Genomic DNA, 14,866 nt, shown 5'->3' with positions numbered 1-14,866 from the left:
GGCCGCCGCTTGGGAGGGTCCCGCGCCGGGGGCGCCCGCCTCCGGTGCCGCCGTGTCCGCCGTGCTCGCGCCGTGCTGTTCTTCGCCTGCCACGCCCCATATGGTCGCACCCGTACCGCGCGCTCATCCGTGGGGCCCACTGCTCAATCTGGCGTACTACCGATAGAGTCGGATCATCCGCTCTCCGTACAGGGCGGGCAGGGCCGTCACCCCGATCCGCCGACCGGCACAGCGGAGCCGGCAGGTTCCGCAGAGCAGCAAGAAAGGTGCGCGCTCCGATGACAGACCATCACCTGCCGCCGCCGCTCGACGTGGCGCCCGAGGCGCCCGACCGCAACCTCGCCCTCGAACTCGTGCGCGTCACCGAGGCGGCCGCGATGGCCGCGGGGCGCTGGGTGGGCCGCGGGGACAAGAACGGCGCGGACGGCGCGGCCGTCAATGCCATGCGGACCCTGGTCTCCACCGTCTCGATGAACGGCGTCGTGGTGATCGGCGAGGGCGAGAAGGACGAAGCGCCCATGCTGTTCAACGGCGAGCACATCGGCGACGGCACCGGGCCCGAGGTCGACATCGCGGTGGACCCGATCGACGGGACCACGCTCAACGCGAAGGGCATGCCCAACGCGATCGCCGTGCTCGCCGCGGCCGACCGGGGCACGATGTTCGACCCGTCGGCGGTCTTCTACATGGACAAGCTGGTGACCGGCCCCGAGGCCGCGGACTTCGTGGACATCAACGCCCCGGTGTCCGTGAACATCCGCCGGGTCGCGCGCGCCAAGCACTCCTCGCCCGACGACGTCACCGTCGTCGTGCTCGACCGGCCGCGGCACGACGGCATCGTCAAGGAGATCCGCGAGACGGGCGCGCGGATCAAGTTCATCTCGGACGGCGACGTGGCCGGCTCGATCATGGCCGTGCGCGAGGGTACGGGCGTCGACCTGCTCATGGGCATCGGCGGCACACCCGAGGGCATCATCACGGCCTGCGCGATGAAGTGTCTGGGCGGCGTCATCCAGGGCAAGCTGTGGCCGAAGGACGACGAGGAGCGGCGGCGCGCGCTCGACGCGGGCCACGACCTGGACCGGGTGCTGACCACGGACGACCTCGTCGGCGGCGAGAACGTGTTCTTCGTGGCGACCGGCATCACCGACGGCGAGCTGCTGCGCGGGGTGCGCTACCGCTCGGAGACCGCGACCACCCAGTCGCTGGTGATGCGCTCGAAGTCCGGCACGATCCGGCAGATCGACTCCACCCACCGGCTCTCGAAGCTGCGCGCGTACAGCGCCATCGACTTCGACCGCGCCAAGTAGCGCGCGCCGGCCGGGAGTCGGCGCGCGGCACCGAGCCACTGCGGTGACATGCGAGAGGTGCCCCCGTGTGCGGCGGGGGCACCTCCCGTACCCGCGAAGAGTGCGGCCGGGCTCAGCCGGCCGCGGCTATGCGGCCCGACGAGGCGGCGCTCGTCGCCGCCTTGCGCAGCTCCACCTCGCGCCTCCTGCGGCGGGCGAGGACCACGCGGCGCTCGGCCGCGGTGAGACCGCCCCAGACGCCGTACGGCTCGGGCTGGACCAGTGCGTGCTCCCGGCACTCCACCATCACAGGGCAGCGGGCGCAGACCCGCTTCGCGGCCTCCTCACGCGACAGCCTGGCGGCCGTCGGCTCCTTGGAGGGGGCGAAGAACAGTCCGGCCTCGTCCCGACGGCACACAGCCTCCGAGTGCCACGGGCCCGCCTGATCCTCGCGCCTCGGGGTGTGCTGGGGCAAAGCGGCGGCGACCTGTAGTGGCTTCTGCGGCAGATGCAGCACGGTCTACTCCTGACGACGGCTTCGCGAGCGAGAGACGATGCAGGGGTCCCTACCCGCTGTACGCACGCCTATGCACTGCGTGGCCCGCCGTTCGCACCGCCGAACACCGTCCGGAATACGGGACGTCGGAGGCCGAGCCGGGACAAGTACGGGCATTGCCACGGCAGCTGCCGCGCCGCCGGGCGCGCGCCCCTGGCCATTGCCACCGCGAAACCGGCGGCGGGCCCGAGCGGTCAGCCGAGCCGCTTGCGGAGGCGGTCGCGCAGGTCCGCGATGACCTTGCCGCGCTTGGGCTTGGCCTCGACGTTGCCGAAGACCGCGAGGCCGTTGACGATCACCACGGGGGCGTCGGGGTCGGGGCCTTCGAGCGTCCGCACCTCGAAGTTGCCGAAGATCCCGGTGCCGTTGCCGCGCAGCGAGATGTTCTCCGGCACGCGCACCTCGACGTTGCCGAAGACGGAGGTCGCGTTGATCACGGTCTCCCGCTGGGCGAACAGCGCCTCGGTCAGGTCGACCTCGATGTTGCCGAACAGGCTGAACGCGTTGGTGCGCGGCCCGATCCGCCACCGCCCCTTGCGGACGTTGGAGCTGAAGACGGCGACCAGGGTGTCGGCGGGGGCGCCCGCGCCCTCCTGCCCGTATCCGTAGGCCGCGCGGGGCTCGGGTCCCGCGGCGGGGCGCGGCGCGCCGCCCGCCCCGGCGGGCAGGTCCCCGACCAGCGGCTCAAGATCGCCGACGGTCTTGGCGCGATAGACCGCGTCGACGCGCTCGCTGTGCTCGTCCGCGTCGAGGCGGCCCTCGGCCAGGGCGTCCCTGAGGATGTCGGCGACCCTGTCCCGGTCGGCGTCGGAGGCGCGGATCGCTCCGGGCGCGACCGGCGCCGCGGGCTTCTTGGGGTGCTTTTCGAGGTCCACACGACCAGACTAGCGAAACGCGATAGATCGCGACCAGGGGTTGTCGCGGCCCGGCGCGCCGGTGCCCGCGGGGCCCTTGCGGGCGGCGCGGCCGCTCCCCCGAAGCCCGGCCCGCGGCCCGGCCGTGCACAGGTGAGCGTCACCTCACACAGGCGGTGTCCGCACCGGGTCCTACGCTAAGGAGGCTGCCCAAGACGAGGGCAGCCGCGGCCCGTCGAGTGAGGAATGGCCCCAAAATGCCGGATTTTGCGTACTCCGATCTGCTGCCCACCGGCGAGGACACCACGCCGTACCGGCTGGTGACCGCCGAGGGCGTCTCCACCTTCGAGGCCGACGGTCGTACGTTCCTCACGGTGGAGCCCGAGGCGCTGCGCACCCTCGCCGCCGAGGCCATGCACGACATCTCGCACTACCTGCGCCCCGCGCACCTGGCGCAGCTGCGCCGCATCGTCGACGACCCGGAGGCGTCGTCGAACGACAAGTTCGTCGCGCTCGACCTGCTGAAGAACGCCAACATCGCGGCGGCGGGCGTCCTGCCGATGTGCCAGGACACCGGCACGGCCATCGTGATGGGCAAGCGCGGCCAGCACGTCCTCACCCGGGGCGGCGACGAGGAGGCGCTCTCCCGCGGCATCTTCGACGCCTACACCAAGCTCAACCTGCGCTACTCGCAGATGGCCCCGCTCACCATGTGGGACGAGAAGAACACCGGCTCGAACCTGCCCGCGCAGGTGGAGCTGTACGCGACGGACGGCGGCGCGTACAAGTTCCTCTTCATGGCGAAGGGCGGCGGCAGCGCCAACAAGTCGTTCCTGTTCCAGGAGACGAAGGCGATCCTCAACGAGTCCGCCATGATGAAGTTCCTCGAGGAGAAGATCCGTTCGCTGGGCACGGCCGCGTGCCCGCCGTACCACCTGGCGATCGTCGTGGGCGGCACGTCCGCCGAGTTCGCGCTGAAGACGGCGAAGTACGCCTCGGCGCACTACCTGGACGGGCTGCCGGCCGAGGGCTCCCCCACCGGGCACGGTTTCCGCGACAAGGAGCTGGAGGAGCGGGTCTTCGAGCTGACGCAGAAGATCGGCATCGGCGCCCAGTTCGGCGGCAAGTACTTCTGCCACGACGTGCGGGTGGTGCGGCTGCCGCGGCACGGCGCGTCCCTGCCGGTCGCGATCGCGGTGTCCTGCTCCGCCGACCGCCAGGCCGTCGCGAAGATCACCGCGGAGGGCGTCTTCCTTGAGCAGCTGGAGACGGACCCCGCGCGGTTCCTGCCGGAGACCACGGACGAGCACCTGTCGGAGGACGACGTGGTGAAGGTCGACCTGAACCGCCCGATGGACGACATCCTCGCCGAGCTGACCAGGTACCCGGTCAAGACGCGGCTCTCCCTGACCGGCCCGCTGGTGGTGGCGCGCGACATCGCGCACGCCAAGATCAAGGAGCGGCTCGACGCGGGCGAGGAGATGCCGCAGTACCTGCGCGACCACCCGGTCTACTACGCGGGGCCGGCGAAGACCCCGTCCGGCTACGCGTCGGGCTCCTTCGGGCCGACGACGGCGGGCCGGATGGACAGCTATGTGGCGCAGTTCCAGGCGGCGGGCGGCTCGAAGGTGATGCTCGCGAAGGGCAACCGCTCGCAACAGGTGACGGACGCCTGCGCCGCGCACGGCGGCTTCTACCTGGGCTCGATCGGCGGGCCCGCGGCCCGGCTCGCGCAGGACTGCATCAAGAAGGTCGAGGTCGTGGAGTACGAGGAGCTCGGCATGGAGGCGGTCTGGCGGATCGAGGTGGAGGACTTCCCCGCGTTCATCGTCGTGGACGACAAGGGCAACGACTTCTTCACCGAGCCCGCGGCCGAGCCGACCTTCACCTCGATCCCGGTGCGCGGCCCCGGCCTCGCCTGACCCCGGGCGCCGGGCGCCGCCGCCCGGCGGTTGTGACATGCGTCCCTCGGGGAACACATCGGCGCGGACCCGCGCTGACCTGTCCAGGAGGTATATCCACGATGACGATCGAGCCGACCGACCCGACCGGCGGCCCCGGCGCCGGGCACGCGGCCTTCCGCACCGAGCACGACTCCATGGGCGAGGTGCGGGTGCCCGCAGAGGCCAAGTGGCGCGCGCAGACGCAGCGCGCCGTGGAGAACTTCCCGATCTCGGGGCAGCGCCTGGAGCGCGCGCACATCCAGGCCCTGGCGCAGATCAAGGCGGCGGCGGCGAAGGTCAACGCCGAGCTCGGGGTGGTGGACCGGGACGTCGCCGACGCGATCAGGTCGGCCGCCGACGAGGTCGCCGACGGCCGGTGGGACGCGCACTTCCCCATCGACGTCTTCCAGACGGGCTCCGGCACGTCGTCGAACATGAACACCAACGAGGTGCTCGCGACCCTCGCGACGGAGCGCCTGGGCCGCCCGGTCCATCCGAACGACCACGTCAACGCCTCGCAGTCGTCCAACGACGTGTTCCCCTCGTCCATCCACGTGGCCGCGACCGCGGCCGTCACCCGCGACCTGGTCCCCGCCCTCGGCCACCTGGCGCAGGCGCTCGAACGCAAGAGCGCCGAGTTCGCCGGGGTCGTCAAGTCGGGCCGTACGCACCTGATGGACGCCACGCCTGTGACCCTCGGTCAGGAGTTCGGCGGGTACGCCGCGCAGGTGCGGTACGCGGTCGAGCGGCTCGCGGCCTCGCTGCCCCGGCTCGCCGAGCTGCCGCTCGGCGGCACGGCCGTCGGCACCGGCATCAACACGCCGCCCGGGTTCTCCGCCGCGGTCATCGCCGAGGTCGCCGCGGTCACGGGGCTGCCGCTGACGGAGGCGCGCGACCACTTCGAGGCGCAGGGCGCGCGGGACGGGCTGGTCGAGACCTCAGGGCAGCTGCGCACGCTCGCCGTCTCCCTCACGAAGATCGCCAACGATCTGCGCTGGATGTCGTCGGGCCCGCGCACGGGCCTCGCCGAGATCCGGCTGCCCGACCTCCAGCCGGGTTCCTCGATCATGCCGGGGAAGGTCAACCCGGTGATCCCCGAGGCCGTGCTCCAGGTGGCGGCGCAGGTCGTCGGGAACGACGCGACGATTGCGGCGGCGGGCGCGGCGGGCAACTTCGAGCTCAACGTGATGCTGCCGGTGATCGCGAAGAACCTGCTGGAGTCGGTGCGCCTGCTGGCGAACGTGGTGCGGCTGCTCGCGGACCGCACGGTCGACGGGATCGAGGCCAACGCCGAACGGGCCCGCGCCTACGCGGAGTCGTCGCCGTCCGTGGTGACCCCGCTGAACAAGTACATCGGGTACGAGGAGGCGGCGAAGGTCGCCAAGAGGTCGCTCGCGGAGGAGAAGACGATCAGGGAGGTCGTCCTGGAGTCGGGGTACGTCGAGCGCGGCGACCTGACGCGGGAGCAGCTCGACGAGGCGCTCGACGTGCTGCGCATGACACGCCCGTAAGATCTGCGCATGACGGACACGGACTTCGCGGCGCACGGCACGCGGCGCTGGGCGCCGGGCACGCAGATCCTGTGGCGCTACCGGGAGAACGGCGGCGACGCCATCCACATCTGCCGTCCCGTGACGGTCGTGCGCGACGACGCCGAGCTGCTCGCGCTGTGGCTGGCCCCCGGCACGGTCTGCGTGCGGCCGGCCCTGGCCGACGGCCGGCTGCCGTACGAGGAGCCGCTGGCGACGCGCTACACCGCGCCGCGCACGGTGCGGCTCTCGCCGTGGACGGGGCCCGGCATCCTCAGCCTGGCCCGCCCGGGGCAGCCGTGGTCGGTCTGGCTGTGGTGGGACGAGAGCTGGCGCTTCAAGAGCTGGTACGTCAATCTGGAGAGCCCGCACTCCCGGTGGGCCCGCGGGGTCGACTCCGAGGACCACTTCCTCGACATCGACGTCTACCCGGACAGGACCTGGCGGTGGCGGGACGAGGACGAGTTCGCGCAGGCGCAGCAGGACGGACTGATGGATGCGGACCAGGCCGGGCAGGTGGAGGCGGCGGGGCGCGACGCCCTCGCCTCGGTCGTCGCGTGGGGCGCGCCGTTCCGCGACGGCTGGGAGGACTGGCGGCCGGACCCGGCCTGGCCGGTGCCCGAACTCCCGGACGACTGGGGCCGGGTCGGATCGGCACGCCGGGTCCCGTCGGCGTGAGACCCTTGGCCATGCCACAGGCTTGGACCGTAGGATCGTCGTCCGGATCATGGGGCCGACGGGTGGTCCCGGTGCACGAACTGACCGCGAGTCATACACAGCGGACGTGAGCAAGCCGAGCAGCACCACGACGGGGAGGCGGGACATGCGCACCAGTGGACGTGCGGCCGTCGCACGCGCCCTCCCCGCCGGAGCCGCGGCCCCAGGGCCGGCGGCCGCGCACCATCGGCCCGGACGGACGGAATTCCACGCGTGACGGAGCACCCCACCTCCCACGAAGGCCGGCAGCCCCTGGCTGCGGGGTCGCAGGAACGCAGCAGGCCGCGGCCGGGCGAGGGCGGTCCTGGCGTGGCGCCGCCGCGGTCCGGGCTCGACCCCTCGGTCGGGGCCAGGCGCGAGGGCGACATGCTGCGGTTCGTGGGCGCCGCGACGCGCAGGATCGCGCGCGGCATGGACCTGGACGAGATCGTGCTCGGGCTGTGCAGGGCCACGGTGCCGACGTTCGCCGACGCGATACTCGTCTATCTGCGCGACCCGCTGCCGGTCGGCGACGAGCGCCCCGTCTCCCCGTTCGTGCTGCGGCTGCGCCGCACGGACCGGCTGCGCCTTTCGGGTGAGGATCTGGAGTCGCTGAACGGCATCCCCTCCCGGCTGCCCGGCGGGTCCTCCGCGCCCGGCGTGCCCGCTGTGCCCGCGACGAGCGCGCTGCTGCTCGACCCGGCGAGCGATGTGCTGCCCGCGGCCGAGCTGTGCGAGGTGCGCCTCGGCGGCGCGCTCGGCGAGGTGCTGCGGGGCGTGCGGCCCGTCTTCGGCGACGCGGCCACGGCCCAGGCCGCGCTGCCCGAGCTGCTGGGCGAGGACCGGCTGCTGCCGACGGGGCACCGGGTGATCCTGGCGCCGCTGCGCGGCCGCAGGCGGGTGATCGGCGCCGCGGTCTTCCTGCGCAGGCCCGAGCGCGCCGCCTTCGACCCGAACGACCTGCTGGTCGCGGGGCAGCTGGCCACACACACGGCCCTCGGCATCGACAAGGCCATGCTGTACGGGCGCGAGGCGTACATCGCGGACGAGCTCCAGCGCACCATGCTGCCGGAGAACCTGCCGCAGCCCACGGGCGTGCGGCTCGCCTCGCGCTATCTGCCCGCCGCGGAGACCGCACGGGTCGGCGGCGACTGGTACGACGCGATCCCGCTGCCCGGCAGCCGGGTGGCGCTCGTCGTCGGCGACGTGATGGGGCGCTCCATGACGTCGGCCGCGGTGATGGGCCAGTTCCGCACGACGGCGCAGACCCTCGCGGGTCTCGACCTGCCGCCGCAGGAGGTGCTGCACCACCTGGACGAGCAGGCGCAGCGGCTCGGCACCGACCGCATGGCGACCTGCATGTACGTGGTGTACGACCCGGTGTCGCACCGGATCACCATCGCGAACGCGGGCCATCCGCCGCCGATACTGCTCCACCAGGGCGGGCGCGCCGAGGTGCTGAAGGTGCCGCCCGGCGCCCCGATCGGGGTGGGCGGCGTCGACTTCGAGGCGGTGGAGCTGGACGCGCCGTCGGGCGCGACGCTGCTGCTGTACACGGACGGCCTGGTCGAGTCGCGGCTGCGGGACGTGTGGACCGGCATCGAGCAGCTGCGGGAGCGCCTCGAAGCGGCCTCGCGGCTGACGGGGCCCGACCACGCGCCGCCGCTCGAAGCGCTCTGCGACGACGTGCTCGACGTGCTGGGCCCCGGCGACCGCGACGACGACATCGCGCTGCTCGCGGCCCGCTTCGACGGGATCGCGCCGAGCGATGTCGCGTACTGGTTCCTGGAGCCGGAGCACGCGGCGCCGGGGCGGGCCAGGCGGCTGGCCCGCAAGGCGCTGTCGCGCTGGGGCCTCGACGAGCTGAGCGACTCGGTCGAGCTGCTGATCAGCGAGGTCGTGACCAATGCCGTGCGGTACGCGGAGCGGCCCGTGACGCTGCGGCTGCTGCGTACGGACGTGCTGCGCTGCGAGGTGGGCGACGACTCGCCGCAGCTGCCGAGGCAGCGGCGGGCCAGGGACACGGACGAGGGCGGGCGCGGCCTGTTCCTCGTCAACCGGTTGGCCCGCAGGTGGGGCGCGACCCGGCTCGGCAGCGGCAAGGTGGTCTGGTTCGAGATCCCCACGGGGGCGTGAGGGGCCGCCCCGCCGCCCGGTGGCCGGGCGTGCGGGGCCCGCGCGCGGCCTCATGGACCGGTGACAGAGCTGGATCGCGTCCAAATGTTGCCGAAGGGGTGTTGTAGGAGTTCACTGGGGCACGCGGGACGTGTGCCCGCCGGGGCCCTGTGAAGGCCGGGCTCCGGGGGGCGGGACACATGTCCTCATGTCCACCCGGGGCGGTCCCCGGACCCCCGGGCCTTCTTCCTTGCGGGAGGCCACACCGTGACAGAGTCAACGCCGAAGGCGCCGTTCACCACCAACAACGTCGGCATCCCGGTCGAGAGCGACGAGCATTCGCTCACCGTGGGCCGCGACGGCCCGATCCTGCTCCAGGACCACTACGCCATCGAGAAGATGGCCCAGTTCAACCGCGAGCGGGTGCCGGAGCGCGTGGTGCACGCGAAGGGTTCTGGCGCGTACGGCTTCTTCGAAGTGACGAACGACGTCAGCCAGTTCACCAAGGCGGACCTGTTCCAGCCGGGCAAGCGCACGGAGATGCTGGCCCGCTTCTCCACGGTCGCCGGCGAGCAGGGCTCCCCCGACACCTGGCGGGACCCGCGCGGTTTCGCGCTGAAGTTCTACACCGAGCACGGCAACTACGACCTGGTCGGCAACAACACCCCGGTCTTCTTCGTGCGCGACACGATCAAGTTCCAGGACTTCATCCACAGCCAGAAGCGGCACCCGGCGACCGGGCTGCGCAGCAACGACATGCAGTGGGACTTCTGGACGCTGTCGCCGGAGTCCGCCCACCAGGTGGCCTGGCTGATGGGCGACCGCGGCATCCCGAAGACGTACCGGCACATGAACGGCTACGGCTCCCACACGTACATGTGGATCAACGGCGCCGGTGAGCGGTTCTGGGTGAAGTACCACTTCAAGACGGACCAGGGCATCGACTTCCTCACCCAGGACGAGGCCGACGAGCTGGCGGGCCACGACGCGGACAAGCACCGCAGGGACCTGTACGAGTCGATCGAGTCGGGCGACGCGCCGAGCTGGTCGCTCAAGGTCCAGATCATGCCGTTCGAGGACGCGGCGGACTACCGCTTCAACCCGTTCGACCTGACCAAGGTGTGGCCGCACTCGGACTACCCGCTGATCGACGTGGGGCGGATGGTCCTCGACCGCAACCCGGAGGACTTCTTCATCCACATCGAGCAGGCGGCGTTCGAGCCGTCCAACCTGGTGCCAGGTATCGGTCCTTCGCCCGACAAGATGCTGCTGGGCCGGCTGTTCTCGTACCCGGACACCCACCGGTACCGGATCGGCACCAACTACACGCAGCTGCCGCCGAACAGGCCGCACGCGCCCGTCAACTCGTACAGCAGGGACGGCTCCATGCGGTACACGGCCTCCAAGGCGTCGATGCCGTACGCGCCGAACTCGTACGGCGGCCCCGCTGCGGACTTCGACCGCTTCGGCGACCCGGCGAGCTGGGCGGCCGCGGGCGAGCTGGTGCGCGAGGCGTACAGCCTGCACCGGGAGGACGACGACTTCGGCCAGCCCGGCACGATGGTCCGCAACGTACTCGACGACGCGGCCCGCGACCGGCTGGTGTCGAACGTCTCGGGCCACCTGCTCCAGGGTGTCTCGAAGCCGGTGCTGGAACGGGCCGTGCAGTACTGGCGCAACATCGACAAGAACGTGGGCGACCGCATCGCGGCGAAAGTCAACGGCGGCTGACGCGAGGCCACGTGCCGAGGGCCCCGGCAGGCGCGCGCCGAGCGTGCCTGCCGGGGCCCTCGCCCGCGCTGCGGGTGGCCGGTCAGGGCGAGAAGAAGCCGTTGTCGCGGCCTGCGTCGTTGTCCGCGCCGCCCGGCTGCGCCGGCGGGGAGAACGGCGGGATCGGCGGTGACGTGTCGCCGCCCGGCGGCTCCTGGCTCGACGGCGGGGACTGGCCGTCGCCCGGCGTGGAACTGGTCGGCGGCGCGGGCGACGACGAGGACGGCGAGGGCGGCGGCGAGACGGAGTGCGTGGGCGAGGGCGACGTGCTGGGCGAGGTGCTCGGCGACGTGGGGGGCGACAGGGTCGGGGACGGCGCGACCGCGGCGCCCTGGTCGGTGTCGAGGTCGAACCTGCCGGCCGCGCCGTGCACCGTATCGGCGCCCGACATGTACGCGCCCCAGATCTGCGCCGGGTAGCCGCCGCCGTTGACGCGGCCGCCCTGCGCGACGAGCCCGCCGGTGCCGGTCAGCGGCACATGGCCGTACTGCGGGTACTTCTTGCCCTCGACGCTCTCCGCCCCGGCGGCCTCGCCGAAGAGGCCGACGGAGGTGACCAGGTCGGGCGTGAAGCCGGTGAACCAGGCGGAGACGTCGTCGTCCGAGGTGCCGGTCTTGCCCGCGACCTGGAAGTTCTTGGTGCGGACGATGGATCCTGTGCCCTGGTCGACCACGCCCGTGAGCACCGAGGTGACCGAGTCCGCCGTGTTGCGGGTGAGGACCTGCCCGCCGATGGGGTCGGGCAGCGCGATCGAACGGCCCTGGTCCTTTGCCGACTTGAGGACGGCCGGGGTGACGAGCCTGCCGTGGTTGTCGAAGGTGGCGTAGACGCCCGCCATCTGGAACGGGCTCGCGCCCATGGTGCCGAGGGTCTGCGACGGATACGGCTGCTGGTTCTTCATGTCCATGCCGAGCTTGCCGCCCGTCTTCAGCACGTCGGTCATGCCGACGTCGACGCCCATCTGCGCGAAGACCGAGTTGACCGAGTCGTCCATCGCCTTCTGGACGGTGATACGGCCGTAGTCCGTGTGGTCCTCGTTGGTGGGCGCGAACGCGATGCTGCTGCCCTTGACCGGCCGGCCGCTCGTGCCGTCGTAGAGGGTGCTCGCGCCGATCGGCTCGCCGTCCTGCGTGCGGGCGCGCTTCTCCAGGGCGGTGGCGAAGATGACCGGCTTGAACGTCGAAGCGGGCTGGTAGTCCTCGCGCGTCGCGTTGCTCGTCGCGTGGGTCGTGTAGTCCTTGCCGCCGTACAGGGCGAGCACCCGGCCGGTCCCCGGGTCCACGGAGACCGCGCCCGCCTGGGCGTCCGCGTCGCGCGGCCGCTCCTTCGATTCGAGCTTGGAGGTCAGCTGGGCCTTGACGGCCTTCTCCAGCTGCGCCTCCTTCTTGCGGTCGACGTTGAGCGTGATCGTCCAGCCGCCCGCCGCGACCCTGGCCTGCGCGTCGGACGCCGAGGCGCCCTGGGCTTCGAGGCGGTTCTCCAGCTCGCGGTCGGCCGCGTCGACCAGGTAGCCGGTCTGCCCGCCGAGCCCGGCCTGCGGCCGCGGCTCGATCGGTACGGGGAACTTCATGGCGGCCCTGTCCTGCTCGGACAGCCAGTGCATGGAGACCATGTTCTTCAGGACGTCGGCCCAGCGCTGGGTCACCAGCTTCTTGCCCGTCGGGGTGGCGACGGCCCAGTCGTACTGGCTCGGCGCCTGGAGCAGCGCCGCGAGGTAGGCGCCCTGGTCGACGGTGAGGCGGGAGGCGTCGACTCCGTAGTACGCCTGGGCGGCGGCCTGGATGCCGTAGGCGTTGCGGCCGTAGTAGCTGGTGTTCATGTACCCGGCCAGGATGTCGCCCTTGGACTTGTTGCGGTCCACCTTGAGCGAGATCACGAGCTCCTTGAGCTTGCGGGTCGCCGTCTGGTCCTGGTTCAGGTAGTAGTTCTTCACGTACTGCTGGGTGATGGTCGAGCCGCCCTGCTTGCCGTGGCCGGTGACGGTGCTCAGCAGGGCGCGCGCCGTGCCTTTGAAGTCGACGCCGGAGTCCTGGTAGAAGGTCTTGTTCTCCAGCGCGACGAACGTGTGCTGCACGCCCCTGGGCACCTGGTCGAGGCCGACGATCTCGCGGTTGACCGCGCCGGTCCTCGCGAGCACCGTGCCGTCGCTGTAGCGGTAGACGTTGCTCTGGCGCTGGGCGTCGGCGTTCGCCGCCGGCACCGGGACGGACAGGTAGAGGAAGAGGAAGGCGCCGATCGCGACGACGGCTGTGCCGAGGACCGCGCCCAGGATCTTCTTCCAGGTGAAGAGGCGGCGTATACCGCGTTTCCCCCCTTTGCCGCCCCGGCGGCCGGCGCGGCGGGCCGCCTGCTGCCGGGCGCGCCGCTCATCAGCTCGGCCCATCGCTCTGTCGCTCCGCTCTCAGGTCTCGGTCCCGGTGATCCGTGTCGGGGCCCCCATCGCAGGAATCGGCTCGCACTCTCCGCAAACCGGCTCAGAAAGCTAACACCGCGGACTGTGGCGCAGCGCCGCAGATCAGGGGCCCTGGGACGTGAGAAGAACCACCCGTCCCGACTGGAACCGACTCATTCCACCGCCGGATGGTTGCCGCGTGGGGTAATCTGATAACAGTTTGATAGGATCGCGAGGGCGGCTCGCGACGGGCGCGCGCGGGCGCGTCCGCGACCGGAACGGGGTGACGAGATGGCTTCCACCAGCGGACATCCGAACGACGAACAGGGCACGCCGCCGGGCGCGGGGACACCAAGGACCCCGGGAGCCTCGGGGGCGGCCGGCGGGCCCGATGTGCCGTCGATGCCGGCGCCCCGCGTCGCCGAGGTCCCGGCGCACAGCATCAGCGGCGGGCTTGCGCTGCTGCTCGGCCTCGTCGGGCTCGTCGCGGGGATCGCGCTGCTCGCGGTCGCGGGCGCGAGTGCGAGCGGCGCCGTGCAGGGGACGCTGGTCCCGCTGGGGATCGTGGTGGTGGTCGCCGCGTTCTTCGCGATGCGCGGGCTGAACATGGTGGCGCCCGGCGAGGCGCGGGTGGTCCAGCTGTTCGGCCGCTACCGGGGCACGATCCGCACGGACGGGCTGCGCTGGGTGAACCCGCTGACGACGCGGCGCCGCGTCTCCACCCGGGTGCGCAACCACGAGACGCCCGTACTGAAGGTCAACGACGCCTACGGCAACCCGATCGAGCTCGCGGCGGTCGTGGTGTGGAAGGTGCGGGACACCGCGCAGGCCACCTTTGAGGTCGACGACTTCCTGGAGTTCGTCTCCACGCAGACCGAGGCGGCGGTGCGGCACATCGCCATCGAGTACCCGTACGACGCGCACGACGAGAACGGGCTCTCCCTGCGGGGCAACGCGGAGGAGATCACCCAGCGGCTGGTGACCGAGCTGTCGGCGCGGGTGCGCGCCGCGGGCGTGGAGATCGTCGAGTCCCGCTTCACGCACCTCGCGTACGCGCCGGAGATCGCCTCGGCGATGCTCCAGCGGCAGCAGGCGGGCGCGGTCGTCGCGGCCAGGCGGGAGATCGTGGACGGCGCCGTCGGCATGGTGGAGGCGGCGCTGCGCAGGCTGCGCCAGGAGGACATCGTCGACCTCGACGAGGAGCGGCAGGCGGCGATGGTCTCGAACCTGCTCGTGGTGCTCTGCGGCGACCGGGCGGCCCAGCCCGTCGTGAACACGGGCACGCTGTACCAGTGACGGAGGGCAGCCCGCGCAGGGGTGGCGAGCGCAAGCAGGTGCTGCTGCGGCTCGACCCGGCGGTGTACGACGCCCTGGCCCGCTGGGCCTCCGACGAGCTCCGCAGCGCCAACGCACAGATCGAGTACCTCCTGCGCCGCGCACTCGCCGAGGCAGCCCGCCTCCCGGGCACGGCCCGCCCCATCCCCCGCAGAGGCAGGCCACCCCGAGGCGCGACGCCCGCGCCCGCGCCGACGCCCGAGGCCCCGCCCGAGGCCGGGCCCGGCTCCGAGGCCGGGCCCGGACCCGGCGAGGGACCGGGAGACGGGCCCGGCGCGGGCCCGGAGGGCAACGAGAGCGCGCGCGACTGAGGGCCCGAGACGGGGTTGGCGGCCCGGCAGGGATCCTCGGCAGCTATACGCGAGGTGTATAGCTGGCGTGTATAGT

General features: G+C 72.1%; 11 protein-coding genes. 8 read left to right on the top strand and 3 right to left on the bottom strand.

Going from position 1 to position 14,866, the window contains the following annotated elements:
* Window positions 1–278 precede the first annotated feature (278 nt).
* Complete coding sequence (gene glpX / locus AB0910_RS09855) at window positions 279–1,310, top strand: class II fructose-bisphosphatase (RefSeq protein ID WP_345655265.1); 1,032 nt, start codon at window positions 279–281, stop codon at window positions 1,308–1,310.
* A gap of 112 nt (window positions 1,311–1,422) precedes the next feature.
* Here the strand turns inward: glpX and AB0910_RS09850 are convergent, their stop codons facing one another.
* The gene (locus AB0910_RS09850) at window positions 1,423–1,806 is read right to left on the bottom strand and encodes a WhiB family transcriptional regulator (protein WP_366744023.1); all 384 of its coding nucleotides are present in this window, start codon (window positions 1,804–1,806) and stop codon (window positions 1,423–1,425) included.
* 233 nt (window positions 1,807–2,039) lie between these two features.
* Window positions 2,040–2,720, bottom strand: coding sequence for a DUF1707 domain-containing protein (locus tag AB0910_RS09845; protein WP_366744022.1), 681 nt, complete (start codon window positions 2,718–2,720; stop codon window positions 2,040–2,042).
* A 236-nt stretch (window positions 2,721–2,956) separates the two neighbouring features.
* Here AB0910_RS09845 and AB0910_RS09840 point away from each other — a divergent pair, with 236 nt between their 5' ends.
* From AB0910_RS09840 to AB0910_RS09820, 5 genes are all read left to right on the top strand, one after another.
* Window positions 2,957–4,621: a fumarate hydratase gene (locus AB0910_RS09840; RefSeq protein ID WP_366744021.1), complete on the top strand. Its 1,665-nt coding sequence runs from the start codon at window positions 2,957–2,959 to the stop codon at window positions 4,619–4,621.
* A gap of 101 nt (window positions 4,622–4,722) precedes the next feature.
* Entirely contained in the window at window positions 4,723–6,153 is a 1,431-nt protein-coding gene (locus AB0910_RS09835; RefSeq protein ID WP_366744020.1) for a class II fumarate hydratase, read from the top strand.
* A gap of 9 nt (window positions 6,154–6,162) precedes the next feature.
* Entirely contained in the window at window positions 6,163–6,849 is a 687-nt protein-coding gene (locus tag AB0910_RS09830; RefSeq protein WP_366744019.1) for a DUF402 domain-containing protein, read from the top strand.
* Between the two features lie 252 nt (window positions 6,850–7,101).
* Window positions 7,102–9,003, top strand: a complete 1,902-nt coding sequence (locus AB0910_RS09825; protein WP_366744018.1) for a SpoIIE family protein phosphatase — start codon at window positions 7,102–7,104, stop codon at window positions 9,001–9,003.
* A gap of 246 nt (window positions 9,004–9,249) precedes the next feature.
* On the top strand, window positions 9,250–10,713 hold the full coding sequence (locus AB0910_RS09820; RefSeq protein ID WP_366744017.1) for a catalase: 1,464 nt from the start codon (window positions 9,250–9,252) through the stop codon (window positions 10,711–10,713).
* Window positions 10,714–10,795: 82 nt separating this feature from the next.
* Here AB0910_RS09820 and AB0910_RS09815 read toward each other — a convergent pair whose 3' ends face one another.
* On the bottom strand, window positions 10,796–13,135 hold the full coding sequence (locus AB0910_RS09815) for a transglycosylase domain-containing protein (RefSeq protein ID WP_366744016.1): 2,340 nt from the start codon (window positions 13,133–13,135) through the stop codon (window positions 10,796–10,798).
* 411 nt (window positions 13,136–13,546) lie between these two features.
* Between AB0910_RS09815 and AB0910_RS09810 the strand changes: the two genes are divergently transcribed.
* Together AB0910_RS09810 and AB0910_RS09805 are read left to right on the top strand one after the other, a co-directional pair.
* A complete protein-coding gene (locus AB0910_RS09810) occupies window positions 13,547–14,440 on the top strand; it encodes an SPFH domain-containing protein (RefSeq protein ID WP_366744106.1) in 894 nt (297 codons plus the stop codon).
* Entirely contained in the window at window positions 14,437–14,790 is a 354-nt protein-coding gene (locus AB0910_RS09805; RefSeq protein ID WP_366744015.1) for a hypothetical protein, read from the top strand. Before AB0910_RS09810 ends, AB0910_RS09805 begins: the two co-directional genes overlap by 4 nt.
* Window positions 14,791–14,866 lie beyond the last annotated feature (76 nt).

The sequence above is a fragment of the Streptomyces sp. NPDC047002 genome (assembly GCF_040704505.1).
Lineage (GTDB): Bacteria > Actinomycetota > Actinomycetes > Streptomycetales > Streptomycetaceae > Streptomyces.
The sequence above is the reverse complement of the archived record's forward strand: the minus strand, read 5'-3'. Positions and strand labels throughout refer to the sequence as shown.